Source organism: Mangrovactinospora gilvigrisea (genome assembly GCF_001879105.1).
In the GTDB taxonomy this organism is placed as follows: Bacteria; Actinomycetota; Actinomycetes; order Streptomycetales; family Streptomycetaceae; genus Mangrovactinospora; species Mangrovactinospora gilvigrisea.
The window spans coordinates 51,913-77,658 of record NZ_MLCF01000043.1 but is presented as its reverse complement, the minus strand read 5'-3'; the positions used below and the strand labels follow the sequence as shown (position 1 = coordinate 77,658).

The window sequence follows — 25,746 nt, the reverse complement described above, 5'->3', positions numbered from 1 at the left end:
CCGTCCGCGCTCGCCGTTCGCCGCCCCTGCGCCCCGGCACCCCGGCACCCCGCCCGGATCGCTTCGCGGTCCGCGGGGGCGCCGGGGCGGCCGCTACTCGTCGTCGCCGGCCTGGAAGGGGTCGTAGCCCTCCATGCGCTCGTGGTACTCCGCGTCCTTGTCCTTGCGGCGGCCCACCGCCGCGCGCTGCCCCAGCAGGCGGTGGTCCTCGCCGCGCCGCCCCAGCATCTCGCCGCCCGTCGCCACCGTCGGCTCCCAGTCGAAGACGACCCCGTCCTCGCCGCCGATCACCACGGTGTCGCCGATGTGCGCCCCCGCCTTCCGCAGCTCGTCCTCCACGCCGAGCCGCGCCAGCCGGTCCGCCAGGTAGCCGACCGCCTCGTCGTTGGCGAAGTCGGTCTGCAGCACCCAGCGCTCCGGCTTGCTGCCGCGCACCCGGTACAGCCCCTCCTCCGCCGTCACCGTGAACCCGGCGTCGTCCACCGCCGTCGGACGCAGCACCACCCGCGTCGGCTCGGCCGCGGGCGCCGCCGCCCGCGCCGCCGCGACCAGTTCGCCCATCTTGTAGGAGAGCGCGTCCAGCCCGCGGTGCGCCACCGCCGAGACCTCGAAGACCGGCAGGCCCCGCGCCTCGATGTCGGGACGGACCAGCTCGGCGAGCTCCTCCGCCTCCGGTACGTCGATCTTGTTGAGTACCACCAGCCGCGGCCGGTCGTCCAGCCCGCCGTAGGCGCGCAGCTCGTCCTCGATGACGTCCAGGTCGGAGAGCGGGTCGCGGCCCGGCTCCAGCGTCGCGCAGTCCAGCACGTGCACCAGCACGCTGCACCGCTCCACGTGCCGCAGGAACTCCAGGCCCAGGCCCCGGCCCTCGCTCGCGCCCGGGATGAGGCCGGGCACGTCCGCCACGGTGAAGACCGTCGAACCGGCCGTCACCACGCCCAGGTTGGGGATCAGCGTGGTGAACGGGTAGTCGGCGATCTTCGGGCGGGCCGCGCTCAGCACCGAGATCAGCGAGGACTTGCCGGCGCTGGGGTAGCCCACCAGCGCCACGTCCGCGACCGACTTCAGCTCCAGCACGAACTCGCCGCCGCCGCCCGGCTCGCCGAGCAGCGCGAACCCGGGCGCCTTGCGCCGCGCCGAGGCGAGCGCCGCGTTGCCCAGGCCGCCGCGGCCGCCCTCGGCCATCACGAAGCGGGTGCCGGCGCCCACCAGGTCGGCCAGCACCTCGCCGTCCCGCGACTTGACCACCGTGCCGTCCGGCACCGGCAGCTCGACGGACTCGCCGTCGCCGCCCTGCCGGTTGCCGCCCGCGCCGGGGCGGCCGTTGGCGGCCTTGCGGTGCGGGGAGTGGTGGTAGTCCAGCAGGGTGGTGGTGTTGGGGTCGACGACCAGCACGACGTCGCCGCCGTGGCCGCCGTTGCCGCCGTCCGGCCCGCCCAGCGGCTTGAACTTCTCGCGGTGCACGGAGGCGCAGCCGTGCCCCCCGTTGCCCGCGGCGACATGCAGGACGACGCGGTCCACGAAGGTGGTCATGGTGGTGCCTCCGGAAGGAAAGTCTTGGGGTGGTGCACGAGACGAGGGCGGACCGGGAGAAACCCGATCCGCCCTCGCTCGGTTCTGCTGTCGAGAGTACTTACTCGGCGGCAGCAGTGACGATGTTGACGACGCGGCGGCCGCGCGCGGTGCCGAACTCGACGGCGCCGGCGGACAGGGCGAACAGCGTGTCGTCCTTGCCGCGGCCGACGTTCGCACCGGGGTGGAAGTGGGTGCCGCGCTGGCGGACGATGATCTCACCGGCGTTGACGGCCTGACCGCCGAAGCGCTTCACGCCGAGCCGCTGAGAGTTGGAGTCGCGCCCGTTCCGAGTGGACGATGCGCCCTTCTTGTGTGCCATCTCAGTTACTTCCCGGGGGTGTCGATGCCGGTGACCTTGATCGCCGTGTACTGCTGGCGGTGGCCCATGCGCTTCTTGTAGCCGGTCTTGTTCTTGAACTTCTGGATGCGGATCTTGTCGCCCTTGGTGTGGTCGACAACCTCGGCGTGGACCTTCACGCCGGCCAGCACCCAGGGGTCGCTGGTGACCGAGTCGCCGTCGACGACGAGGAGCGTCGGCAGCTCGACCGACTCGCCCGCGACGTTCTTCGGCAGGTGGTCGACCTCGAGGATGTCGCCGACGGCGACCTTGTGCTGGCGTCCGCCACTGCGGACAATCGCGTACGTCACGCGCTGTCTCCTTCGTCGTAGGAACGGCCCCTCGACGCCAGCTCTCCGCGCACATGCCTCGCGGAGGGCCTCTCCCGGCCAGGAGCCGGAAGGGATTTGCTCGGGGGGATGGTGCTGACACACCGAGGATCAAGCCTACCAGGCCGCGGGGCCTGCTCCGGACGCGTCCTCGGCCCCCGGCGCCCGCCCCTCGCGGGGCGGGCGCCGGGGCTCGGGGCGACTACTCGTCGGCCTCGGCGGCCGTCGCCTTCTTGGCGGCGGTCTTCTTGGCCGCGGTCGTGCGAGCGGTCGTCGTCTTCTTCGCCGCCGTCTTCTTGGCGGCCGCCTTCTTCGCCGGCGCCTTCTTGGCCGCCGCCTTGCGGGCCGGGGCCTTCTTCGCCGGCTTCTCCTCGGCGGGCGCCTCGGCAGCCGCCTCGACGACCTCGGCCACCGGCTCCGGCGCGGCATCGGCGTTCGCCTCGGCGGCCGCCGGCTTCTTGGCCGCGGTCTTGCGGGGCGCCGCCTTCTTGGCCGGAGCCTTCTTCGCCGGCGCCTTCTTCGCCGCCGCCTTGCGGGCCGGGGCCTTCTTCGCCGGCTTCTCCTCGGCGGGCGCCTCGGCAGCCGCCTCGACGACCTCGACGGCCGGCTCCGGCTCGGGCTTCGGCTCGGCGACCGGCTCGGCCGCGGGGACCTCGGCCGCGGGCTCGGCGGCGACCGCCGCGGCCGCGACCACGATCTCCTGCGCCGACCCGGCCGGGGCGGACGCCCGCCGCACCGCGCGGCGCCGCGGACGGCCCCCCGCACGCGCGGCCGGCTCCTCGGCCTTCGCCTCCGCCGCCGGCTCGGCCACCGCGACGGACGCGACGGCCTCCTCGGCGGGCTCGGCGGCGTCCGTCGTCGGCGCCGACGAGGCCATCTGGTTCATCGCCGCCGCCGCGGGGCTCACCGGCTGCCCGGCCGCCTCGACGAGCTCCGGCTCCTCGGCAGCCTGCTCGCCGCCGCCCGAGGCGCCACCGCTCCCGGCGTGCTTGCCCTTGTTGCGCTTGCGCTTGCCGCCGCGCTCACCGGCGTTGGACGAACCGCCGCCGTTGGACGAACCGCCGGACGCCGCCGTCGGGGCGTCCACATGGACGTGGACGCCGCGGCCGTTGCAGTGCACGCAGGGCTCGGAGAATGCCTCCAGCAGGCCCTGGCCGACCCGCTTGCGGGTCATCTGCACCAGGCCCAGCGAGGTGACCTCGGCGACCTGGTGCTTCGTCCGGTCCCGGCCGAGGCACTCGATGAGCCGCCGCAGCACCAGATCGCGGTTGGACTCCAGCACCATGTCGATGAAGTCGATGACGACAATGCCGCCCAGGTCGCGCAGCCGCAGCTGGCGCACGATCTCCTCGGCCGCCTCCAGGTTGTTGCGGGTGACGGTCTCCTCGAGGTTGCCGCCCTGCCCGGTGAACTTCCCGGTGTTGACGTCGACGACGACCATCGCCTCGGTGCGGTCGATGACCAGCGAGCCGCCGGAGGGCAGCCACACCTTGCGGTCCAGCGCCTTCATCAGCTGCTCGTCGACGCGGTACGTGGCGAAGACGTCCACGTCCGAGGTCCACTTCTCCAGCCGGTCCACCAGGTCGGGGGCGACCTGGGAGACATAGCCGTGGATGGTGGCCCACGCCTCGTCGCCCGAGATGATGACCTTCTTGAAGTCCTCGTTGAAGATGTCGCGGACCACACGCACCGTCATGTCCGGCTCGCCGTACAGCAGCGCGGGCGCGTTCGCCGACTTGGACTTCTTCTTGATCTCCTCCCACTGCGCCTGCAGGCGCAGCACATCGCGGCGGAGCTCCTCCTCGCTGGCGCCCTCGGCGGCGGTGCGCACGATGACGCCCGCGTCGTCCGGCACGATCCGCTTGAGGATCTGCTTGAGGCGGGACCGCTCGGTGTCCGGGAGCTTGCGGCTGATGCCGGTCATGCTGCCCTCGGGCACGTACACCAGGTAGCGGCCGGGCAGGGAGACCTGGCTGGTCAGCCGGGCGCCCTTGTGGCCGATCGGGTCCTTGGTGACCTGCACCAGCACCGACTGGCCGGACTTCAGCACGGCCTCGATGCGGCGCGGGCCCCCGCCGCCGCCGACGGAGTCGAAGTTGACCTCGCCGGCGTAGAGCACGGCGTTGCGGCCCTTGCCGATGTCGACGAACGCGGCCTCCATGGAGGGCAGCACGTTCTGCACCTTGCCCAGGTACACGTTGCCGACGTAGCTCTGCGACTGCTCCTTGTTGACGAAGTGCTCGACGAGCACGTTGTCCTCGAGGACGCCGATCTGGGTGCGCTTGTCGGTCTCGCGGACCACCATGACCCGGTCGACCGCCTCGCGGCGGGCCAGGAACTCGGCCTCGGTGATGATCGGCACGCGGCGGCGGCCCTGCTCGCGGCCCTCGCGGCGGCGCTGCTTCTTCGCCTCCAGGCGGGTGGAGCCCTTGATTGACTGCACCTCGTCGGAGGAACCGGAGTCGCGGTGCTTGCGGGGCTCGCGGACCTTCACCACGGTGCGCTCGGGGTCGTCGCCGTGCCCGTCGCCGGACTGCTCGGCGGGGCCGTTGTCGTCCCCGCCGCCCCGGCGGCGACGGCGCCGGCGGCGGCGCGAGGAGCTGGAGCCGTGCTCGTCGTCGTCATCGGCGGCGTGGGCGGCGCCGCCCTGGTCGTGGTCCTGCTCGCGGTCCTCGTCCTCGGCGTGCGCGTCGTCGGCGGCACCGTCGTGCTCGTGCTGCTCGTCGTCGGCGCCACCCCGGCGGCGACGGCGGCCGCCGCGACGGCGGCGGCGCGAGCCGCGCTCCTCGCGGGTGTCGTCGTCGTTCGCCTCGACCTCGTCGGTCGGCTCCTCGGTGTCGGCCTCCTCGGCCTCCTCCTCGGGCTCGACGACGGCCGGCGGCTCCGGCTTCTCCTCCTGCTTGGCCCGGCGCTGCTGCTGCTCGGCGGAGAAGTCCGGCGCCTGGAAGACGGCGATGGACGGGCGCCCGGAGGGCGTCTGCCCGCCCTCGTCCTCGGCGGCGGCCCCCGACTCGAACATCGCCGCGCCCGCGGGCCGCGTGGCCCGCCGCCGGCTGCGGCGGTTGGACGCACCGTCCTCGTCGCCGTCGGCGCCCTCGGCCTCCCGCGCGGCACGGCGGCGGTCGCGGCGGTTGGACGGCGCCTCGTCGGCGTCGCCGCTTTCGCCGTTCCGCTCGGACGCGTCCCCGGCGGTCTGCTCGCCGCGTGCGGCACGGCGGCGGTCGCGGCGGTTGGACGCGCCGTCCTCGTCACCGGCGGGCTCGGACGCGGCCTCGGCGGCCTGCTCCGGCGCGGCCTCGACCGCGGAACCGGCGGCGCGCGTGGCGCGGCGGCGGTTGCGGCGGTTGGACGGCGCCTCGTCGGCGTTCCGCTCGGACGCGGCCGGCTGCTCCGGCGCGGCGTCGGCGGGCTGCGCGGCGGACTCGGTCACCAGCTCGGGCGCGGCCTCGGCCTCGGCCGCGGACCCCGCGGCACGCGTCGCCCGACGGCGGGTACGGCGGCCGCCGGCCGCCTCGGCGCCGGCGGACTGATCGGCATCGGCGAACGTCGCAGGGACGGACGCCTGCTCCGGCGCGGCGCCGGTCGTGGCCGACTGCGCGGACCCGGCGTCGACGGACTGCGCGGACGCGGCACCGGCGGACGCCTCGGACGACTGCTCCGACGCGGCGTCACTCGCACCCGCTCCCGCAGGACGCGTCGCCCGGCGACGGGTACGACGGCCCGCGGCCGGCGCCCCATCCGCAGCGTTGCCCGCGGACGCGGCGTCAACAGCCCCCGCGGCACCGGCGGACGCGGCGGACCGGTCGGCGTCGGCGGACTGCGCGGACGCGGCGTCAGCCGACACCTCCGTCAGCTGCTCCGACGCGGCCTCGCCCGCACCCGCTCCCGCAGGACGCGTCGCCCGGCGGCGAGTGCGACGGCCGGCAGCCGACGCCCCATCCGCGGCATTGCCCGCAGACGCGGCGTCAGCGGATGCGGCGGACCCCGTACCGGCGGACTGCGCGGACGCGGCGTCAGCCGACACCTCGGACGACTGCTCCGACGCCGCGTCGCCCGCACCCGCTCCCGCGGGACGCGTCGCCCGGCGGCGAGTGCGACGGCCGGCAGCCGACGCCTCCTCCGCGGCGTTGCCCGCGGACGCGGCGTCGGCGGATCCCGCCGCCTGCCCGGACCCGGCGTCGGCCGGTGCGGCGTCGCCCGCGCCCGCAGGGCGCGTGGCGCGGCGGCGAGTACGGCGACCGGCCGCCGGCGCCTCCTCCGCCGCAGGGGCGGCGGCGGGCGCGGGGGCCGCGCCGTCGTCGGCGAGGGAGCCGGAGCTGAGACGGCGGGCGCCGTCGCCCTTGGCGGACGGGCGGGACGGCGCGGTCTCGGCGGCGGGCGCCGCCGCGGCGGACTTGCGCGCCGGGGCCGGCTCGTCGTCGGCGTGCTCGCCGGCGAGGGAGCCCGACTCCAGGCGGATCGCGCCCGGCTCGGGCGCGGCGGTCTTCTTGCGGCTGCGGCGCGCGGGCGCCTTCTTCACGGACTTCGCCGACTTCGCGGTGTCCGCGGGCGCGTCACCGGCGGCAGCCGGCTCCGCGGCGGCGGTCTTCTTGCGGGTGCGGCGCGCGGGCGCCTTCTTCGCCGGCTCCTCCCCCGAGGCCCCCGAGGCCCCCGAAGGCCCGGAGGCCGCGCCCGCCTCGGGCGCGTCCGCCGACGGCGGCCCCGCGGGCCGCGACGCGGTGCGGCGCTTGCGCGCCGGCCGCGCGGCGCTGGTGCTGTTCTCGCCGACCGGACTGCCGGTGGCGTTGTTGGTCGACGCGTTGTCGTCGGTCGACTCGGTGTGGTCGAGCATGCGGGCGGTTCTCCCGTCACGCTCCCTGCGAGGCGTCCCGGCGCCACTCCCGCCCCGTCAGGGGCGGCCGGCGCGGACTGCTGCGCGGGAGCTGTTCGTCTGGCTCGGCGTCCCCGCCCCTCCGGGCGGGCCCGCCGAAAGTCTGGTGGGCCGCGTGCCGCCGCCGTCCCCGGGTGGCTCCCGGTGCACTGCTCGGCACGCCTGCGACAACTCCTAGGCGGAGCCGCTGAGCTGCGCCTCCGCGGCGCGCGATGGCGCGGTGCGGTCGGACGCGAGCGGATCGGCCACCGACCCGGTCTCCTCGTCGAACGGCCCCTGCGCCAGCCTGGTCACCTCTGGGGGGACCGGCGTCGCGAGGTCGGCCGTCGCACGGAGACCGGACAGGACGTCGTCGGGTCGCACGGCGGGTGTCTGATGCCGAACAACCAGGCGCAGTATCGCACAGGGGGCGCCGTCCGACCTATTGGCCTGCTCGGACGTGGCCGGTGTGGCGGGCGATTCGGCGGTGAAAGAGGCCACCGCGGCCCGCGTGTCGAAGCTGCGGACGCCGTTCTTGGTGCGCCGCTCGACCTCGACGCTCTCGCGGCCGAGGAAGACCTCGACCGCGTCCGCCGCGTCCGCCGCGGCGACGCCCGGGAGCCGCAGCTCCCAGATCGAGGCCTGCAGCCGCTCGGCGAGGCCGGACGTGCGGGCCTCCACCGCCTCGGTGATGTCGAGGCCGTCGGGGAGCGACGCGTCGAGCGCGGCGCGCAGCTCCTCGGGGTCGCGGTGCTCGGCGAGCGCGATCTCCAGGTACTCGGCCTCGCTGGCGGTGCCGGTCGGCGCCGCGTTGGCGTAGGAGACCTTGGGGTGCGGGGTGAAGCCCGCGGAGTAGGCCATGGGGACCGCCGAGCGGCGCAGCGCCCGCTCGAAGGCCCGCTGGAAGTCCCGATGGCTGGTGAAGCGGAGGCGGCCGCGCTTGGTGTAGCGGAGCCGGATGCGCTGCACCGCGGGTGCGGGCGGCGGTCCGTCGGGCGTGCGTGCCAGGGTTGCTCAGTCCTTCGGTTGCGTCTTCGGTGACGTGGTGTCGGCTACTTGTTGACGACCGTCAGCGGCAGCAGCTTCTTGCCGGTGGGGCCGATCTGGATCTCGGTGCTCTGCGAGGGGCAGACGCCGCAGTCGAAGCAGGGCGTCCAGCGGCAGTCGTCGAGCTCGACCTCGTCGAGGGCGTCCTGCCAGTCCTCCCACATCCAGTCCTTGTCGAGGCCGGAGTCGAGGTGGTCCCAGGGCAGCACCTCCTCGTAGCCGCGCTCGCGGGTGGTGTACCAGTCGACGTCGACGCCGGTGCCGGCGAGGGCGCCGGCGGCGCGCATCCAGCGGTCGTAGGAGAAGTGCTCGCGCCAGCCGTCGAAGCGGCCGCCGTCCTCGTAGACCGCCTTGATGACGCGGCCGATCCGGCGGTCGCCGCGGGAGAGCAGGCCCTCGACGATGCCGGGCTTGCCGTCGTGGTAGCGGAAGCCGATGGCGCGGCCGTAGCGCTTGTCGGAGCGGATGGCGTCGCGCAGCTTGGCGAGGCGGGCGTCGGTGTCCGCCGAGGAGAGCTGCGGCGCCCACTGGAAGGGGGTGTGCGGCTTGGGGACGAAGCCGCCGATGCTGACGGTGCAGCGGATGTCGTTGCGGCCGGAGACCTCGCGGCCCTTGGCGATGACCTTCTTGGCCATCTCGGCGATCTGCAGCACGTCCTCGTCGGTCTCGGTGGGCAGGCCGCACATGAAGTACAGCTTCACCTGGCGCCAGCCGTTGCCGTAGGCGGTGGCGACCGTCCGGATCAGGTCCTCCTCGGAGACCATCTTGTTGATGACCTTGCGCAGCCGCTCGCTGCCGCCCTCGGGGGCGAACGTCAGGCCGGACCGGCGCCCGTTGCGGGTCAGTTCGTTGGCCAGGTCGACGTTGAAGGCGTCGACGCGGGTGGAGGGGAGGGAGAGGCCGATCTTTTCTTCCTCGTACCGGTCGGCGAGGCCCTTGGCGATGTCGCCGATCTCGGTGTGGTCGGCGGAGGAGAGCGACAGCAGGCCGACCTCCTCGAAGCCGGTGGCCTTCAGGCCCTTCTCGACCATGTCGCCGATGCCGGTGATGGAGCGCTCCCGCACCGGGCGGGTGATCATGCCGGCCTGGCAGAAGCGGCAGCCGCGGGTGCAGCCGCGGAAGATCTCCACGGACATCCGCTCGTGGACCGTCTCGGCGAGCGGCACGAGGGGCTGCTTGGGGTAGGGCCACTCGTCGAGGTCCATCACCGTGTGCTTGGTGACGCGCCACGGCACGCCCGAGCGGTTGGGGACGACGCGCTCGATCCGGCCGTCGGCCAGGTAGTGGACGTCGTAGAACCGCGGGACGTAGACGCCGCCGGTGCGGGCGAGCCGGAAGAGCAGCTCGTCGCGGCCGCCGGGGCGGCCCTCGGCCTTCCAGGCCTTGACGACGTCGGTGATCTGGAGCACGGCCTGCTCGCCGTCGCCGAGGACGGCGCAGTCGACGAAGTCGGCGATCGGCTCGGGGTTGAAGGCCGCGTGGCCGCCGGCGATGACGACCGGGTCGTCCTCGGTGCGGTCGGCGGCCTCCAGCGGGATGCCGGCCAGGTCGAGCGCGGTGAGCAGGTTGGTGTAGCCCAGCTCGGTGGAGAAGCTGACGCCGAAGACGTCGAACGCCTTCACCGGGCGGTGCGCGTCGACGGTGAACTGCGGCACGTCGTGCTTGCGCATCAGCTCCTCGAGGTCGGGCCACACCGAGTAGGTGCGCTCGGCGAGGACGTCCTCGCGCTCGTTGAGCACCTCGTAGAGGATCATGACGCCCTGGTTGGGCAGGCCCACCTCGTAGGCGTCCGGGTACATCAGCGCCCAGCGCACGTCGGCGGCGTCCCACTCCTTGACGGTCGAGTTGAGCTCGCCGCCGACGTACTGGATCGGCTTCTGGACGTGCGGAAGCAGGGCTTCCAGCCGGGGGAAGACGGACTCGACGGTCATCCCTTCAGCGTACCGGCAGTCAGGACTTGTCCTGTCCGCCCTCGAAGTAGCCGGCCAGGCCCTCCGGGACCGGGGCGATGCGCACCGGGCGGCTGCCGTCCCGCAGCGACTCGGTGGCCGCGACGCCGACGGCGACGGCCTCGCGGGCGGCGACCGGGGAGGTGTCGGTGGTGCCGCCGTCGCGCACGAAGCCGAGGAACTCGTCGATCAGCGCGGGGTCGGCGCCGCCGTGGCCGCCCTCGGACACGCCGATCGGGACGACGAGGTCGGCGTCGGCGCGGTAGCCGCTGCGGCGCGCGTTCCAGACCCGGATCTCGGCCTCGCCGCCGGTGTCGCCGAAGTTCTCCAGCCGGCCGTGGGTGCCGATGACGGTGTAGTTCCGCCAGTAGTCCGGGGTGTAGTGGCACTGCTGGTAGGAGACGTGCACGCCGTTGTCGAGGCGGCCCACCAGCATGGAGATGTCCTCGACGTCGACGACCGGGTTGAGGCCGGTGAGGCTCGTCGGGGGCCAGTTCTCCTTGGGCTTCCACCAGTCGCCCATCAGCTCGCCGTCGCGCTCGCCCGGGGCGGCGCGGGGCAGGTCGCCGTAGAGCGTGAGCCCGCCGACGGCGCTGACCTCGCGGGTGTAGCCGCCGGCCAGCCAGTGGATGACGTCCAGGTCGTGGGCGCCCTTCTGGAGCAGCAGGCCGGTGGTCTTCGTCCGGTCGGCGTGCCAGTCCTTGAAGTAGAAGTCGCCGCCCTCGCCGACGAAGTGACGGCACCAGACGGCCTTGACGTCGCCGATGACGCCTTCCTGGACCAGCCGGCGCATCTCGCGGACGACGGGCATGTGCCGCATGTTGTGGCCGATGTACAGGCGGGTGCCGGTGCGCTCGGCGGTGGCGAGGACGCGGTCGGCGCCGGCGGTGGTGATGGCCATCGGCTTCTCCAGGAAGACGGCGATGCCGGCCTCCAGGAAGTCCACGGCGAGGTCCTCGTGGGTGTGGTCCGGGGTGGTGATGAGGACGGCGTCCAGGTCCGGGTGCTCGGCGATGAGCTCCTTGTGGGACGCGTGGAGCGCGGGGGCGCCCTCCGGGAACCACTCGGCGAGGCGTTCGGCGGCGTGCGGCGCGGGGTCGGCGGCGGCGACGACCGCGGCGGGGGCGGTGGGGTGGTCGGGGCGGTGCGCGTGGCGGCTGATGCCGCCGCGCATGCCGATGCCGACGAGGGCCAGCTGCAGGGTACGTGGTGCGGTCACCCTAGGAATGTATTTGCGCGTTGATGCAGAGTCAACGCGTCTTGCGCTCACATTCGCGCAATGCAGTCGTCCGCGCGGCGCCCGGTTCGCCGCCCCGCCGCCGGGGCGGAGGGGCGGCGGGGCGGCGGGGCCACGGACCTAGGGGAGCCGCTTCAGCAGGGAGGCGAGGCGGTCCTTGGGCCAGACGGACGCCAGCGCGGACGCCGTCTCCGCGGAGGCCGACGACTCGCGCTCGAAGAGCACGCCGTAGGTGAACGCGCTGTCGCCCTCCGCCTGCGCCCGCGCCGCCAGCACCCGGAGGGTCTCCCGGGTCAGGGCCCGGTCCTGGTGCGCGCCCAGCACGTCCTGAACCTCCGTCAGCCGCGCCACCGCCCGCTCCGCCTCCCGTCCCAGCACCGGCACCGCCGACTCCGCGCAGTAGCGCGCCCGCTTCGCCGCCTTCCGGGCGGCGTGCAGCGCGGGGTCCGAGACGTCCGCGTGCCGCGCGGCCCGCGCCCGGCGGTCGAACCGCTCCAGGTCCGCCCGGAGCGCCGCGGCCAGCGCCGGCCGCGGCGCCGAGCCGGCCAGCGGGCGCAGCCCCGCGCCCGGCTCCGCGACGAGGCCGTCCAGCGCGGTGCGCACCCGCCGCCAGCGGCGCCCGTCCAGGGCCTTGAGGATCCCCTTGCGGGCCGCCGCGTGCTCCTCGGCCGACCAGGACGCGACCGTCGCCCGCACCGGGCCGACCACCGAGGCGTCGTCCAACTCGTCGACCAGCGCGAGCAGATGGGCCGCCCGCACCTCCTGGTCGCGGTCGCGGCCCAGCACCGTCGCGAGGCGGCGCAGGTCGTCGCCGATCGGGCCGGTGATCTCCGGGTCGAGGACGTTCTCGTGGCTGCGGAAGGCGCTGCGCAGCCGGCGCATCGCCACCCGCATCCGGTGGACGGCGTCGTGGGAGTCGGCGCGCACCGCCGGCTCCAGGGTGTGCAGCGTCTCGACCTGCTTGCCGACATAGCCGAGCACGATGTCGCCGGTGGTCCGGCGCACCTTCCGGCCGGCCTTGGCGGACTTGGCTGCGGGCTTGGCGGACGGCTCGGCCGCGGCCTTGCCGGCCCTGGCCGCCCGGTCGGCCTTCTTCGCGGCCTTCGCGGCCTTCTGCTTGGCCTTCACCGCCTCGCTCGGCGCGGCCACCGCGCCGTACGCGCGCTGCGCGGGCACCGAGGGGGCCGACGTGCCCAGCGCCCGCCGCAGCTTGCTCGGCGCCGCCGAGCGCCTCAGGCCGGCCGCCACGAAGGCGTCGTCGATGGCGTCGAGCAGCTTGGTGTCGCCCGCCTCGCCGAGCTCCACCTCGATCTCCGTCCAGGCGGCGGGCACCAGCCCGGACGGGGAGGTCTCGGTGGGATGCGTGGTCACCCGGTCCCGGTCGATCTCGGCGAGGACGCGGCCGTCGGCGGCCGTCAGCCGGCGCGGGCTGCGGGCGGTGCGCATCCGCACCACCGGGACCAGCGCCTGCGGCGCGTCCGGGCCCAGCAGTTGGGCGACCTCGTCGAGGAGCGGCTGCGGGATGTCCAGCACGCGGGTGGTGAGCGGCTCGATGCGGACCGTCCGCCGGGCCGGGTCGGAGGTGGGGGTCTTGAGGTGCCAGCCGGGGTCGTCGCCGCCGGTGCGGCGGCGCAGGGTGGCGCCCGCGGCGGAGAGCCGCAGGTCGGGGGTGTCGAAGTAGAGCGCGTTGAGGGCGATGCGCCCGCTGCCGCGGAGCGCGGCGCCGTCCGGGATCCCCGGGACGGCGGCCAGGTCCGGGACCGCGTTGAAGGAGTCGTCGGCGGAGTCCGGTCCGGGCTCGTACTTGCGTTCCGTCTCGAGCTCGGTGCCGGCGGTGGTCAGGGTGGCGGCGGCGTTCCTGGGGGTTATCGCGTCTTCGCCCATGCACGAAGCCAACTCCGTACTGGTCGCGCGGGCAAGGGGACAATCGGGGAAATCCGGCACGGATCAGGGTTGCGGGGCGGCCGCACTGGTCACGGCCGCCGGTCCGTCATGCCGACAGCGGCCGCTGGATCCTGATCGACTGCAGCAGCCCGACGGCGATCCACACCGCGAACATCGAGGATCCGCCGTAGGAGACGAAGGGCAGCGGCAGGCCGGTGACCGGCATGATCCCGAGCGTCATCCCGATGTTCTCGAACGCCTGGAAGGCGATCCAGGCGATGATGCCGCCGGCCACGATCGTCCCGTAGAGGTCGGTGGCGAGCCGGGCGATCCGGCAGGCCCGCCACAGCACCACGCCGAGCAGCCCCAGGATGACCAGGCAGCCCACGAAGCCCAGTTCCTCGCCGGCGACCGTGAAGACGAAGTCGGTCTGCTGCTCGGGCACGAACTGCCCGCCGGTCTGCGTGCCGTGGAAGAGGCCCTTGCCGAGCAGCCCGCCCGAGCCGATGGCGATCCGCGCCTGGCTGGTGTTGTAGCCGGTGCCGGCCGGGTCGAGCGCGGGGTTGGCGAACGCCGCGAAGCGGTTGATCTGATACTGGCTCAGCACCCCGGCCTGCCAGATCACCACGCAGCCCAGCAGGCCCGCGCCGACCAGGCCGGCGATCCAGCGGTGCGAGGCGCCGGAGGCGAGCAGGCAGCCCATCACGATCACCACCATGACCATGATGGAGCCGAGGTCCGGCTGCGCCAGCACGACCACCATGGGGACGAGCGCGACCAGCAGCGCCTGCCCCACCGAGCGGTGGTCGGGGTGCTCGCGCTCGCCCGCGTCCACCCGGGCGGCGAGCACCATCGCCATCGCCAGGATCATGCCGATCTTGCCGAACTCGGCGGGCTGGATGGAGAATCCGCCGCCCAGCACGATCCAGGAGTGCGCGCCGTTGACGGTGGAGCCGAGCGGGCTGAGCACCGCGAGCAGCAGCAGCACGCTGCCGATGTAGACGAACGGCGCGACGCCGCGCAGCCGCCGGCCGCCCAGCAGCACCGTTCCGGCGCCGAGCACCATGCCGACGACCAGGTTGACGAGGTGGCGCTGGAGGAAGTACTGCGGATCGCCGTGGGTGAGGGCGGTGCGGCCGCGGGTGGCCGAGTAGACCAGCAGCGCGCCGATCAGGGAGAGCCCGGTGGCGGCGAGCAGCAGCGGCCAGTCGGTGCGGCGGAACGGGGAGTCGCGCGCGACGAGCCGGCGCAGCCCGCTCTGCTGCGGGCCGAACCGGCCGGTGACGCGGAGCTTTCCGGCGGAGAGCCCGGCGGTCATCGGCCGTCCTCCGGGCGGCCGGGGCCGCCGCGGCGGCGTCGCCGGGCGGCGGCGACGGCGGAGCGGACGGGCGCGGTGGCCGGGGTGGCGGGGGCGCCGCCGCCGCGGGTGGCCGGCGTCAGCCAGGGCTGGTGCCAGGCGACGGAGACGGTGGTCGGGCCGCTGCGGTCGGTGGGCGGGTCGACCGTGCCGTCGTGCTTGACGTCCGGCAGGGTGCTGGGCTCGCCGTGCGGCATCAGGGCCTTCTTGTCGTCGACGGAGCCGTCCTTCTGGACGCCGTAGAGCGCGTCGTAGACCTTGCGGACGCTGAACCCGGAGGTGGCGAAGCCGTAGCCGCCCTGCGAGACGGTCATGACGACCGCGAAGTCCTTGGAGGCGCTGGCGAACCAGGAGGTGGCCTGCTTGCCGTACACCTGGGCGGTACCGGTCTTGGAGCCGATCGGGATCTTGTTCAGCGGGAAGCCGGCGTAGACGGGCGCCGCGGTGCCCTCGCGGGAGACGCCGACCAGCGCCTGCTGCATGAACGACAGCGTCGACTGACTGTCCGGCAGGTGCGAGGCGACCTTGGGCGCCAGCTTCTCCACGGTCTTCCCGTCGGCGCTGACGATCGCCTTGCCGAGCTGCGGCTCCCACAGCGTGCCGCCGTTGAAGACGGCCGCGTAGATGCGGGCCATCTGCAGCGGGGTGACGGCGGTGTCGCCCTGGCCGATGGCGAAGTTCATCGCGTCGCCGGGGCGCCACTGGTAGCCGTCGACGCAGTCCTCCTTGGCGATCCGGGTGACGTAGTCGCTCGGGTTGCCGGTCTTGGCCTGCTTGCACCAGTAGGACTTCATCCGGTCGTAGGTCTGCTGCTTCCACTGCCGGCCGGCGATCGTGCCGCCGGTCTCGGAGGGCAGGTCGATGCCGGTCTTCTTGCCGAGCCCGTACGCGGCGGCGCGCTTCATGAACCAGTCGTTGGGGTGCTTGTGCGGCTTGATGCCGCCGTCCTTCTGCCACTGCGCGTAGGAGAGCCCGGCGAAGAAGGTGTTGCAGGAGACCTCCAGGGCGCGCGGCAGCGTGATGTCGCCGTAGGACTCGCTGTCGTCGTTGTGGAGGGTCTGCCCGCCGATGGAGATCCCGGACGGGCAGGGGTAGGTGCTGTTCTTGTTGAAGCCGGCGGCCAGCGCGGCGGAGGTGGAGATCACTTTGAAGGTGGAGCCGGGCGCGCTGGTGCCCTGGATGACCCGGTTGAGCAGCGGGTAGTCGGAGTCCTTGCCGGTGAGCTTGGCGTACTCGGCCTGGGAGATGCCGCCGACCCAGACGTTGGGGTCGTAGGTGGGGGCGCTCGCCATGGCGATGACCCGGCCGGTGTGCGCGTCCAGCACGACGGCGGCACCGGAGTCGCCCTTGTAGCGGGTGTGGGTGGTGGGGTCGACCTGGGTGCGGGCGCGCTTGAGGGCGTCCTCCAACTGCTTCTGGAGGACGGCCTGCACGCGGGCGTCTATCGAGGTGACCACCGAGTCGCCGGGGGCGGCGGGGGTCTTGCCGGCGCTGCCGACGACCCGTCCGAGGTTGTCGACCTCCAGCTTGTCGACGCCGGTGCCGCCGCGCAGCGCCGAGTCGTACTGGGCCTCCAGGCCGCTGCGGCCGACGGAGTCGGACGGCTGGAAGGGGTGCTTGCTGTTCTTGGACTGCTGCAGCTCGTTGTCGGTGACGGGGCCGGTGTAGCCGAGGAACTGGGCGGGCTGGACGCCGTCCGGGCTCTCGTAGGTGCGCACCGCGGTGGGTTCGGCGGTGACGCCGGGGAAGTCCTCGCGGCGCTCGGCGATCTGCAGGGCCTGCCGGGTGGTCGCCTTGTCGGTGACCGGGATCGGCTGGTACGGCGAACCCTTCCAGCACGGCTGCGGGGTCTTGGCGTCGCAGAGCCGGACCTTGTCGGCGACGTCCTTGTAGCTGGTGCCGAGGACGCCGGCGAGGCGGGTGAGGACGGCCTTGCCGCCGTCCTTCTCGCGCAGCAGGTCGGTGCGGGAGACGGAGACCACCAGCGCGGTGTTGTTGTCGGCCATCGCGACGCCGTTGGTGTCGAGGATGGAGCCGCGCACCGCGGGGGTGACGATCTGCCGGATGTGGTTGGAGGAGGCGGCCTCGGTGTAGTGGTCGCCCTCGCGGATCTGCAGGTACCACAGGCGGCCGCCGAGGGTGACGAGCAGGGAGAGGGCGACGATCTGAACGACGATCAGGCGGAGGGTGACGCGCGGCGTGCGGCCGGTCTCCGGGATGTTGCTCACCGCCGGTAGCCCCCCTTCAGCTTGACGCTGCCGCCGCGGCGGCCGAGGCGGGCGCCGGAGCGCGGGGCGCGGATCCGGGGCATGGCGAAGCCGGACGCGGCGGCCGGGCCGCCCCCGCCGCCGGCGCCGGCGCTCTCGGCGGAGCCGCCGAGGGTGCGGGCCACCGGGTCGCTGACGGTGCGTCGGGCCAGCGCCATGACGGCGGGCACCACGAACGGGGCCATCAGCACGTTGTAGATGAGCGCGGTGATGGTGAGCTCGGAGAGCGGCAGGTGGCCGGTGCCGTTGTCGCCGGTGATCTGGCCGACGACGGCGAAGAGCAGGGTGCCGCAGACGGTGGCGGCGGCGACCGCGAGCAACCCGCCGAGCGCGGACCGCAGCTGGCCGGCCTCGCGGCGGATCAGGCCGACGGCGTAGCCGACGACGGTGAGGACGAGGGCGTAGCGGCCGGCGGCGTGGTCGGAGGGCGGGGCGAGGTCGACGAGGAGGCCGCCGCAGAACCCCAGCAGGCAGCCGGCCCGCGGGCCGTAGACCAGGGCGAGGCCGACCACGACCACCAGCACCAGGTCGGGCACCGCGCCGGGCAGGTGGAGCCGGGCGAGGATCGTCACCTCGACGAGGAGCGCGGCGATCAGCGCTGCCGCGCAGAGCGGGATCTGCTTCATCAGCACAGCGAGCTGCCCTCCTGGTTGGGGTGCCGGCGGATTCGGAGTCTCACGGCGCCCGTCACCCGCCCGTCTTCGAGGGGTTCGGGGAGCCCGAGGCGTTCGGGGAGCCCGAGGCGCTCGCCCCCGGGGTCGCGGTGACGGTGACCGTGGGGGTGGGCTTCGGCTTGGGGGCCGCGGGCAGCACGGCGTCGCGCGGGTCGCGGGTGGGCGGGGCGACGACGATGCCCACCAGGTCGAGCGCGGTGAAGTGGACGAACGGCTTCACCTCGACGGTGCGGGTGAGCTCGCCCGGGGTGGCGTCCACCTTCTGCACGGAGCCGATCGGCACCCCCGGCACGAACGGCCGGCCGTGCTCGGAGCCGAAGGTCACCAGCTTGTCGCCCTTGCCGACCTTCGCGTGCCCGTTGAGCAGCTGCATCTTCAGCGGCGACTCGCCCTCGCCGGAGGCGAAGCCCAGCTCGTTGCTGCCGGCCAGGCGGGTGCCGACGGTGAAGGAGGGGTCGTTGGCGAGCAGCACGGTGCAGGTGCTGGAGGCGACGGTGGTGACGCGGCCGACCAGGCCGTCGCCGTTGACGACGGTCATGTCGCGGGTGATGCCGTCCGCGCTGCCCGCGTCGAGGGTGACCGTCCAGGAGAAGCCCTGGGCCGCCCCGATCGCGATGACCTGCGCGGCCTTGATGCGGTACTGGCCGGCGCCGGCGGTCTTCAGCAGGTTGTCGAGCTGCTTCTCGCGGCTCGCGGCGAGCGGGCCCGCCGCGATCTTGGTGCGCAGCGCCGCGTTCTCGCGCTGCAGCCGTTTGATGGTGTCCTGGCTGCTCCCCGCGGTGCGGACCGAGTTGACGGCCCCTCCGACCGGGTCGACCGCCGCGGACACCGCGCGCTCGGCGGGGCCGAACACGGCGGCCACGGCGCTGCGGGCCCCGGCGAGCGGCGAACTCTGGCCGGTCCGGATGTCGACGGTGATCAACGCGAACGCGATGACGATGAGGAGGACCAGCAGCAGCCGGCTCTCGCGCGTGTCCCTCACGGTGCTCGGCAGCGCCCTTCTAGTTCGGCGTGAAGCCTTCCGGATTTACGGGTCCGCAGGGATCAACGACGGGGCTGGGCGTCGAGTACCTGCTGGAGGGCCTCGAATTCCTCGACGCACTTGCCGGAGCCGAGCGCGACCGAGTCGAGCGGGTTGTCGGCGATGTGGATCGGCATGCCCGTCTCGCGGCGCAGCCGCTCGTCGAGGCCGCGGAGCATGGCGCCGCCGCCGGTGAGCACGATGCCGCGGTCCATGATGTCGCCGGAGAGCTCGGGCGGGCACTTGTCGAGGGTGGTCTTCACCGCGTCGACGATGGCGTTGACCGGCTCCTCGATGGCGTGCCGCACCTCGCTGGCGGAGATGACGACCGTCTTGGGCAGGCCGCTGACCAGGTCGCGGCCGCGGATCTCAGTGTGCTCGTCGTCGGCCTCGCCGTCGCCCGCCGGGGCGTGCGCGGAGCCCACCGTCATCTTGATCCACTCGGCGCTGCGCTCGCCCAGCAGGAGGGAGTACTCCTTCTTGATGTGCTGGATGATCGCGTTGTCGAGCTCGTCGCCGGCCACCCGGATGGACTGCGCGGTGACGATGCCGCCGAGGGAGATCACCGCGACCTCGGTGGTGCCGCCGCCGATGTCGACGACCATGTTCCCGGTGGCCTCGTGGACGGGCAGGCCCGCGCCGATCGCCGCGGCCATCGGCTCCTCGATGATGTGCACCGCGCGGGCGCCGGCCTGGCTGGAGGCCTCGACGACGGCGCGCCGCTCCACCCCGGTGATGCCGGAGGGGACGCAGACCACGACACGGGGGCGGGCCAGGTAGCGGCGGCGGTGGATCTTGAGGATGAAGTAGCGGAGCATCCGCTCGGTGATCTCGAAGTCGGCGATGACGCCGTCCTTCAGCGGGCGGATCGCCACGATGTTGCCGGGCGTCCGTCCGATCATCTTCTTGGCCTCGGCGCCGACCGCCAGGATGCCGCCGGTGTTGGTGTTGATCGCGACCACCGACGGCTCATTGAGGACGATGCCGCGACCTCTGACGTACACCAGCGTGTTGGCGGTGCCGAGGTCGACAGCCATGTCACGGCCGATGAACGACATGTTGTTCGCCATGGGTGGAATGCGGCCTTCCGTTGACGTGGACGATCCGGGACGGATGGCTCCGTGAGTTTGGTCCGGCTTTGTCCGGGAACTGACGGTTCGTTATGGGAATTACTCGGACGGGGAGAGGATCCATGGTAGCCGCGGCTCGCCTTCCGGAGAGCCGGGCAATCCATGACCATTCTCCGCCGATCGGGCATCACCCGCCGTCAAGTGACGCTGTGTCGCCCACGAAGGTTGACCGACCGGCGGAACGAAGTGGTCCGCGAACCTCTTGCAACGACCCTAACGCGGAGGCGGCGGAGGTCGCCAAGCCCGTGTGCGCCAGAAGTGGGCAAAGTTCTTCCGAATCGGTGACAGGAGTTCGTCAAGGGGCCGACGGAGTGTCAGATCAGCCCGGGGAAGAAGATTTTGATCTCCCGCGCGGCCGACTCCGGGGAATCGGAACCGTGCACGAGGTTCTCGCGCGTGACCGTGCCGAAGTCGCCCCGGATGGTGCCGGGGGCGGCCGCGATCGGGTCGGTCGTGCCGGCCAGCGCCCGGAAGCCCTCGATCACGCGTTCGCCTTCCACCACCATCGCGGCGGTCGGGCCGGCGGCCATGAACTCCACCAGCGACTCGTAGAACGGCTTGCCCTGGTGCTCGGCGTAGTGCTCGGCGAGGGTGGCCCGGTCGAGGGTGCGGAGCTCGAGTGCGGCAAGGGTCCAGCCCTTGCGGGTGATCCGGGTCAGGATCTCCCCGAGCAGGCCCCGGCGGACTGCGTCGGGCTTGGCGAGGACGAGGGTGCGCTCAGTCATGAGGCGAACCCTAACCTGTCAAGCCCTGGCAGCCTTGGCCGCGTCGACCTTGCGGCCCACCCGCAGCGACGCGAACCAGATCAGCGCGAACGCCGCCCCCAGCCCGTACATCACCGGCACCACCAGCCCGCTGACGATCAGTGCGGCCTGCAGCGCCCAGCCGACGGCAACGCCCGTCCTGCGGCGCCGCTCCCCCAGCATCCCGCAGAGCAGCACGCACAGCACCGCCCCGCTGCCGGCCACCGCCCACAGCTGCCCGGACGGCACATGGCCGAGCCGCATCGCGACCAGCGCCGCGAAGCAGATGACGAAGGCCTCCATCAGAAGCGTGAAGGAGCACAGTTGACGCATCGTCGCTAACCCTCCAGGGTCCCGAGCAGCACCCGGGCCTCGCCCGCGGTGATCACGGATCCGGTGACCAGGACACCCGCGCCGCCCAGGTCGCCCTCCTCCTCGGCGAGCGCCACGGCCGCGTCGATGGCGTCGTCCAGCCGGGTCTCCACCTGCACCCGGTCCGGGCCGAAGACCTCGACGGCGAGCGCCGCCAGCTCGTCCGGCGGCATGCTGCGCGGCAGGCTGTTGCGGGTCACCACGACCTCCGCCAGCACCGGCTCGAACGCCTCCAGCACACCGCGCACGTCCTTGTCCTTGGCGACGGCGAGCACCCCGACGAGCCGGGTGAAGCCGAACGCCTCCTGGACGGCGGCGGCCGTCGCCCGCGCGCCGGCGGGGTTGTGCGCCGCGTCCAGCAGCACCGTCGGCGAGCGCCGCACCACCTCCATGCGCCCCGGGGAGCGCACCGAGGCGAAGGCGGCCCGCACCTTCTCGATGTTGAGCGGCTCGTTCTGGGCCGCGCCGACCCCGAAGAACGCCTCGGCGGCGGCGAGCGCCACGGCCGCGTTGTGCGCCTGGTGCTCGCCGTGCAGCGGCAGGAAGACGTCGGGGTACTCGCCGCCCAGCCCGCGCAGCGTCAGCAGCTGGCCGCCGACGGCGACCTGGCGGGAGAGGACGCCGAACTCCATGCCCTCCCGGGCGACCGTGGCGTCCACCTCGACGGCGTGCTTCAGCAGCACCTGGGCGGCGTCCACCGGCTGCTGGGCGAGGACGGCGATGCCGCCGGGCTTGATGATCCCGGACTTCTCCACGGCGATCTCGCCGGGGGTGCCGCCCAGCTTGTCGGTGTGGTCCAGGTCGATGGGGGTGACCACCGAGACGGCCGCGTCGATGACGTTGGTGGAGTCCCAGGTGCCGCCCATGCCGACCTCGACGACGGCGACGTCCACCGGGGCGTCGGCGAAGGCGGCGTAGCCGAGGCCGGTGACGGCCTCGAAGAAGGAGAGCGGCAGCGGGCCGCCCTCGCGCTCCGGCACGCCCACCCCGGAGTCGACCATCTCCATGTAGGGCTTGATATCGCGGTAGACCTCCACGAACCGCTCGGCGGAGATCGGCTCCCCGTCGAGGGTGATCCGCTCGGTGACCGAGGCGAGGTGCGGGCTGGTCAGCCGGCCGGTGCGCAGCTCGAAGGCGCCCAGCAGCTGGTCGATCATGCGTGCGGTGCTGGTCTTGCCGTTGGTGCCGGTGATGTGGACGGACTGGTACGACCGCTGCGGCTCGCCCAGCAGGTCCATCAGCGCCTGCTCGCGCTCCAGCGTCGGGTCGATCTTCGTCTCCGGCAGGCGGGCCAGCAGCTCCGCCTCGACCGCCTGCAGCTCCTCGTTCACGGGGGCAAGTCTACGGAGCCCGGGTGCGGCGACCGCGACCGGCCGCGCCGCGAACGTCCCGCGCCGCCCAACCGAGGGCGCATTTCCGGCATATGGTGCACTCAGTCTGTTGCCGATCCAGCGAGGAGCGCCCATGACCGACGGCTCCGAGACGCCCGAGCCGGCGGCGACCGAGGACGCCTCGGGAAGCGTCGCGCTCGTCCGGCTGCCCGCTCCCCCGGCCCCGCCGAGGCCCGCCGCCGACCTGGTCGCCGAGCTGCTCACGGCCGCCGGACTGCCCGCCTCCCGGCCGGTGCGGCTGCCCGCGGAGGAGCGCCGGGCCGCCGTCCGCCTCCAGGAGCGGTTCCGTCGCGAGGGCGGCGCCGGAACCTACCGGCTCGCCCTGCACCCCCGGATGCCCAGCGGCAAGGTGCTGCGGCTGCACCTCGCCCTGGTGCGCCCGCACGGCGATCTCCCCGACTCCCCCGGGTACGCCGCCACCCTCGACCTCACCGCCGCCTACGACCGGATGGCCGCCTCCCGCCGCAACCTCCTCCAACTCCTCGACGCGCTGCCCCTCCCCGTCCTGCTCACCCGCAGCACCTGGACCGTCGAGGGCAGCAACCCGGCCTTCCGCGAACTGCCCCCGATCCGCGCGCTCGCCCCGCTGCTGCCCGGCAGCGACGCCGTCCCGGTGCTCGACGCCCTCGCCGCCGTCACCGTCGAGCCGCCCGACTACCGGGAGCGCATCGTCACGATGGCCGCGGTGCACCGCCGGGCCGTCCTGGAGTCGCGCACCGCGGACGGACGGGACCATCGGCTGCTGCGCTACCCCTACCGGCTCACCACCGGCGAGGCCGCCTCCGTCTGGGTCGTCCAGGACATCACCGAGCAGCGCGCCCGGCAGCGGGCGCTCGCCGAGCAGCATGCCGCCGACGCCAGCCGGATCCGCGAGCACACCGAGTTCCTCGCCGCCGTCTCCCACGACCTGCGCACCCCGCTCACGGGGCTGATCAGCGCCGCCGAACTGCTGGAGGACCCGGCCACCGGGCCGCTCAACGGGCCGCAGCGGCAGCTCGCCGAGGCCGTCGCGCGCACCGCGGTGCGGCTCGACTCGCTGCTCACCGACCTGATCCTGGTCGCCCGCGCGGAGCGGCCGGTGCCGACCAGCCCCATCCCCCTCGACCTCGCCGCGACCGTCGCCGGCACCGCGCTGGACCTGATCGGGATGGGCAGCGGGCCCGCCCCCTTCCTCGTCGTCGACATCCCCCCGGGGCTCGCCGCCCGCGCCGACCCGCTCCGCGTCCACCAGGTGCTCGACAACCTGCTCGACAACGCCTTCAAGTACGCGCCCGCCGAGAGCATCGTCCGCGTCGCCCTGGAGACCCGCGAGGACTTCGCCGTGCTCACCGTCGCCGACCACGGCATCGGCATCCCCGCCGAGGACCTGGACCGCGTCCTCGACGGCTTCCAGCGCGCCGGAAACACCCGCGGCATCCTCGGCACCGGCCTCGGGCTCGCCATCGCCCGGCGCATCACCGAGGCGCACGGCGGCATCCTCGCCGTGGACAGCACCGAGGGCGCCGGCACCACCGTCACCGTCGCCCTGCCGCTGGCCGGCCCCGACTCCCCCCGCAACGAGGCCCCGTGACCACCCTGCTGCTCGCCGAGGACGACGCCGACATCCGCCTCGCCCTGGGCATCCTGCTCCGCGGCCGCGGCTGGGAGCTGCTGGAGGCCGGCGACGGCCGCACCGCGCTCCGGCTGCTGCACCGCCACCGGCCCGATCTGATGCTCCTCGACATCGGGCTGCCCGGCCTCGACGGCTGGCAGGTGCTGGAGCGCACCCGCGACCTGACCGACGTGCCCGTGCTGGTGCTCACCGCGCACGGCACCGAGGCCGAGCGGGTCCGCGGGCTGCGCGGCGGCGCCGACGACTACCTCACCAAACCGTTCTCCAACGCCGAGCTGGTGGCCCGCATCGAGGCGCTGCTGCGGCGCGCCCCGGCCCGCGCCTCGTGGACCGGCGACGGCTACGACGACGGCCGGCTCCACCTCGACCCCGGCACCCGCGCCGCCACCTGGACCGGCCGCCCCGTCCGGCTCAGCGCCCTGCAGTTCCGGCTGCTGCAGGTGCTGGCCCGCAACCGGGGGCAGGTGGTGCCGACCGCGCGGCTGCTGGAGGAGGTGTGGGGGGAGCCGGCCGGCCGCGGCGACCCGCACAAGGTGCGGTTCGCGGTCGGCCGGTTGCGGCGCGCCCTCCAGGAGGCGGCCGACGGGCCGCTGCCGGAGGACGTCCTCGCCGCGGTGCGCGGCATCGGCTACCGCTACCGCCCCGACGGGCCCTGAGCCCCTCCGGGCGCCGCTCCCGACGCCGCCGACGTCGCTGGCGCCCCTGACGCCGCGTCAACCGGGCCGCGCCGGGCGGGTCGCAGGGCCCGGGACCAACGCCCTCGACCGGCGCGGGCGGGCGGTGCGCAACCGTCGCGCAACCGAGCCGAACCGGACGCGCACCACGGCCGCCCGACCGTGGGGTCATGCCCACCGCGACGACGACACTCCCCGCCCCCGCCCCGGCCCCCGCGCCCGAGCGGCCGCGGACCGTCCTCGTCCTGGTGCCCGCGCACAACGAGCAGGACGTCATCGGCCGCTGCCTCGACGCGCTCCGCGCCCAGACCGCCCGGGACGACCCGTCGACCGCGCTGCGCCTCACCGTCGTCGCCGACAACTGCACCGACGCCACCCCCGAGCTCGCCCGCGCGCACGGCGCCCGCGTCTTCGAGACCATCGGCAACCGGCACAAGAAGGCCGGCGGCCTCAACCAGGCGCTCGCCGCGCTGCTGCCCGAACTCGGCGACGACGACGCCGTGCTGGTCACCGACGCCGACTGCGCCCTCGACCCGGACTTCGTCCGCAACGCGCTGACCCGCGTCGACGAGGGCTACGGCGGCGTCGGCGGCGTCTTCCGCGGCGACCCCGGCGGCGGCTTCGTCGGCCATCTGCAGCGCAACGAGTACGCCCGCTACGCCCGGGACGTCTCCCGGCTGCGCGGCAAGTGCCTGGTGATCACCGGCACCGCGGCGATGTTCCCGGTGCGGGTGCTGCGGGAGGTCTCCGCGGCCCGGCTGGCCGGCGAGCTGCCGGCCGGCGACGGCCGCGGCGGCGTCTACGACACCACCGTCCTCACCGAGGACAACGAGCTGACCTTCGCGCTCAAGCACCGCGGCCACGAGGTGATCTCGCCCGCCGACTGCACCCTCGCCACCGAGGTGATGCCCGACTGGCGTTCGCTGTGGCGGCAGCGGCTGCGCTGGAAGCGCGGCGCGGTGGAGAACTGCTTCCAGTACGGGCTGACCCGGGTGACCTGGCGCTACTGGGGCCGGCAGCTGCTCACCCTGGCCGGCGTGGTGGTGACCGTGATGTACCTGGGCAGCATCGTCTGGGCCGTGGCGGTCGCCGGCGGGCTGGTCATCGCCCCGTTCTGGCTCGGCGTCACGGGGGTGTTCGTGGTGGAGCGGGTGGTGACCGTGCGGCTGCGCGGCTGGCGCCAGATGCTCCTCGCCGCCTCGATGTACGAACTCGTCCTGGACTTCTTCCTCCAGGCGTGCCACGGCAAGGCCTATGCGGACGCCCTGCTGCGCCGCAAGAAGAACTGGTGAACCCCG

General features: G+C 73.9%; 19 protein-coding genes. 3 read left to right on the top strand and 16 right to left on the bottom strand.

Going from position 1 to position 25,746, the window contains the following annotated elements:
* Positions 1-93 precede the first annotated feature (93 nt).
* The 16 genes from obgE to folC all read right to left on the bottom strand — a co-directional run bounded on the left by obgE (position 94) and on the right by folC (position 22,102).
* The gene (obgE, locus tag BIV57_RS09435) at positions 94-1,533 is read right to left on the bottom strand and encodes a GTPase ObgE (RefSeq protein WP_071656246.1); all 1,440 of its coding nucleotides are present in this window, start codon (positions 1,531-1,533) and stop codon (positions 94-96) included.
* A 100-nt stretch (positions 1,534-1,633) separates the two neighbouring features.
* Complete coding sequence (rpmA, locus tag BIV57_RS09430) at positions 1,634-1,894, bottom strand: 50S ribosomal protein L27 (protein ID WP_071656245.1); 261 nt, start codon at positions 1,892-1,894, stop codon at positions 1,634-1,636.
* Positions 1,895-1,899: 5 nt separating this feature from the next.
* On the bottom strand, positions 1,900-2,223 hold the full coding sequence (gene rplU, locus BIV57_RS09425; protein WP_071656244.1) for a 50S ribosomal protein L21: 324 nt from the start codon (positions 2,221-2,223) through the stop codon (positions 1,900-1,902).
* 220 nt (positions 2,224-2,443) lie between these two features.
* Entirely contained in the window at positions 2,444-7,072 is a 4,629-nt protein-coding gene (locus tag BIV57_RS09420; protein WP_071656243.1) for an Rne/Rng family ribonuclease, read from the bottom strand.
* A 213-nt stretch (positions 7,073-7,285) separates the two neighbouring features.
* Positions 7,286-8,059: a TIGR03936 family radical SAM-associated protein gene (locus tag BIV57_RS09415; RefSeq protein WP_071656242.1), complete on the bottom strand. Its 774-nt coding sequence runs from the start codon at positions 8,057-8,059 to the stop codon at positions 7,286-7,288.
* 83 nt (positions 8,060-8,142) lie between these two features.
* Positions 8,143-10,068 (bottom strand): TIGR03960 family B12-binding radical SAM protein, encoded by a 1,926-nt coding sequence (locus BIV57_RS09410; RefSeq protein WP_071656241.1) that lies wholly within the window; start codon positions 10,066-10,068, stop codon positions 8,143-8,145.
* Positions 10,069-10,087: 19 nt separating this feature from the next.
* The gene (locus BIV57_RS09405; protein ID WP_265736984.1) at positions 10,088-11,305 is read right to left on the bottom strand and encodes a Gfo/Idh/MocA family protein; all 1,218 of its coding nucleotides are present in this window, start codon (positions 11,303-11,305) and stop codon (positions 10,088-10,090) included.
* A gap of 138 nt (positions 11,306-11,443) precedes the next feature.
* Positions 11,444-13,207 carry a CYTH and CHAD domain-containing protein gene (locus tag BIV57_RS09400; protein ID WP_071656240.1) on the bottom strand — a complete coding sequence of 588 codons (1,764 nt, stop codon included), beginning with the start codon at positions 13,205-13,207 and terminating at the stop codon, positions 11,444-11,446.
* A 106-nt stretch (positions 13,208-13,313) separates the two neighbouring features.
* Positions 13,314-14,525, bottom strand: a complete 1,212-nt coding sequence (gene rodA / locus BIV57_RS09395) for a rod shape-determining protein RodA (protein ID WP_071656239.1) — start codon at positions 14,523-14,525, stop codon at positions 13,314-13,316.
* The gene (gene mrdA / locus BIV57_RS09390; protein ID WP_071656238.1) at positions 14,522-16,792 is read right to left on the bottom strand and encodes a penicillin-binding protein 2; all 2,271 of its coding nucleotides are present in this window, start codon (positions 16,790-16,792) and stop codon (positions 14,522-14,524) included. The genes rodA and mrdA overlap by 4 nt, the downstream gene beginning before the upstream one ends.
* Positions 16,789-17,463: a rod shape-determining protein MreD gene (gene mreD / locus BIV57_RS09385; RefSeq protein WP_071656237.1), complete on the bottom strand. Its 675-nt coding sequence runs from the start codon at positions 17,461-17,463 to the stop codon at positions 16,789-16,791. The genes mrdA and mreD overlap by 4 nt, the downstream gene beginning before the upstream one ends.
* A gap of 55 nt (positions 17,464-17,518) precedes the next feature.
* Complete coding sequence (mreC, locus tag BIV57_RS09380; protein ID WP_071656236.1) at positions 17,519-18,487, bottom strand: rod shape-determining protein MreC; 969 nt, start codon at positions 18,485-18,487, stop codon at positions 17,519-17,521.
* A 62-nt stretch (positions 18,488-18,549) separates the two neighbouring features.
* On the bottom strand, positions 18,550-19,584 hold the full coding sequence (locus tag BIV57_RS09375) for a rod shape-determining protein (RefSeq protein ID WP_071656321.1): 1,035 nt from the start codon (positions 19,582-19,584) through the stop codon (positions 18,550-18,552).
* Between the two features lie 386 nt (positions 19,585-19,970).
* Positions 19,971-20,381 (bottom strand): nucleoside-diphosphate kinase, encoded by a 411-nt coding sequence (gene ndk, locus BIV57_RS09370; protein WP_071656235.1) that lies wholly within the window; start codon positions 20,379-20,381, stop codon positions 19,971-19,973.
* A gap of 18 nt (positions 20,382-20,399) precedes the next feature.
* Entirely contained in the window at positions 20,400-20,732 is a 333-nt protein-coding gene (locus BIV57_RS09365; RefSeq protein ID WP_071656234.1) for a DUF4233 domain-containing protein, read from the bottom strand.
* A 5-nt stretch (positions 20,733-20,737) separates the two neighbouring features.
* The gene (folC, locus tag BIV57_RS09360) at positions 20,738-22,102 is read right to left on the bottom strand and encodes a bifunctional tetrahydrofolate synthase/dihydrofolate synthase (protein WP_245797498.1); all 1,365 of its coding nucleotides are present in this window, start codon (positions 22,100-22,102) and stop codon (positions 20,738-20,740) included.
* A gap of 133 nt (positions 22,103-22,235) precedes the next feature.
* On the opposite strand from folC, the gene BIV57_RS09355 reads away from it, so the two are divergent.
* The 3 genes from BIV57_RS09355 (at position 22,236) to BIV57_RS09345 (ending at position 25,740) form a co-directional block, all read left to right on the top strand.
* Entirely contained in the window at positions 22,236-23,732 is a 1,497-nt protein-coding gene (locus tag BIV57_RS09355) for a sensor histidine kinase (protein WP_071656233.1), read from the top strand.
* On the top strand, positions 23,729-24,430 hold the full coding sequence (locus tag BIV57_RS09350) for a response regulator transcription factor (RefSeq protein ID WP_071656232.1): 702 nt from the start codon (positions 23,729-23,731) through the stop codon (positions 24,428-24,430). Before BIV57_RS09355 ends, BIV57_RS09350 begins: the two co-directional genes overlap by 4 nt.
* A gap of 188 nt (positions 24,431-24,618) precedes the next feature.
* The gene (locus tag BIV57_RS09345; RefSeq protein ID WP_071656231.1) at positions 24,619-25,740 is read left to right on the top strand and encodes a glycosyltransferase family 2 protein; all 1,122 of its coding nucleotides are present in this window, start codon (positions 24,619-24,621) and stop codon (positions 25,738-25,740) included.
* Positions 25,741-25,746: the final 6 nt, after the last annotated feature.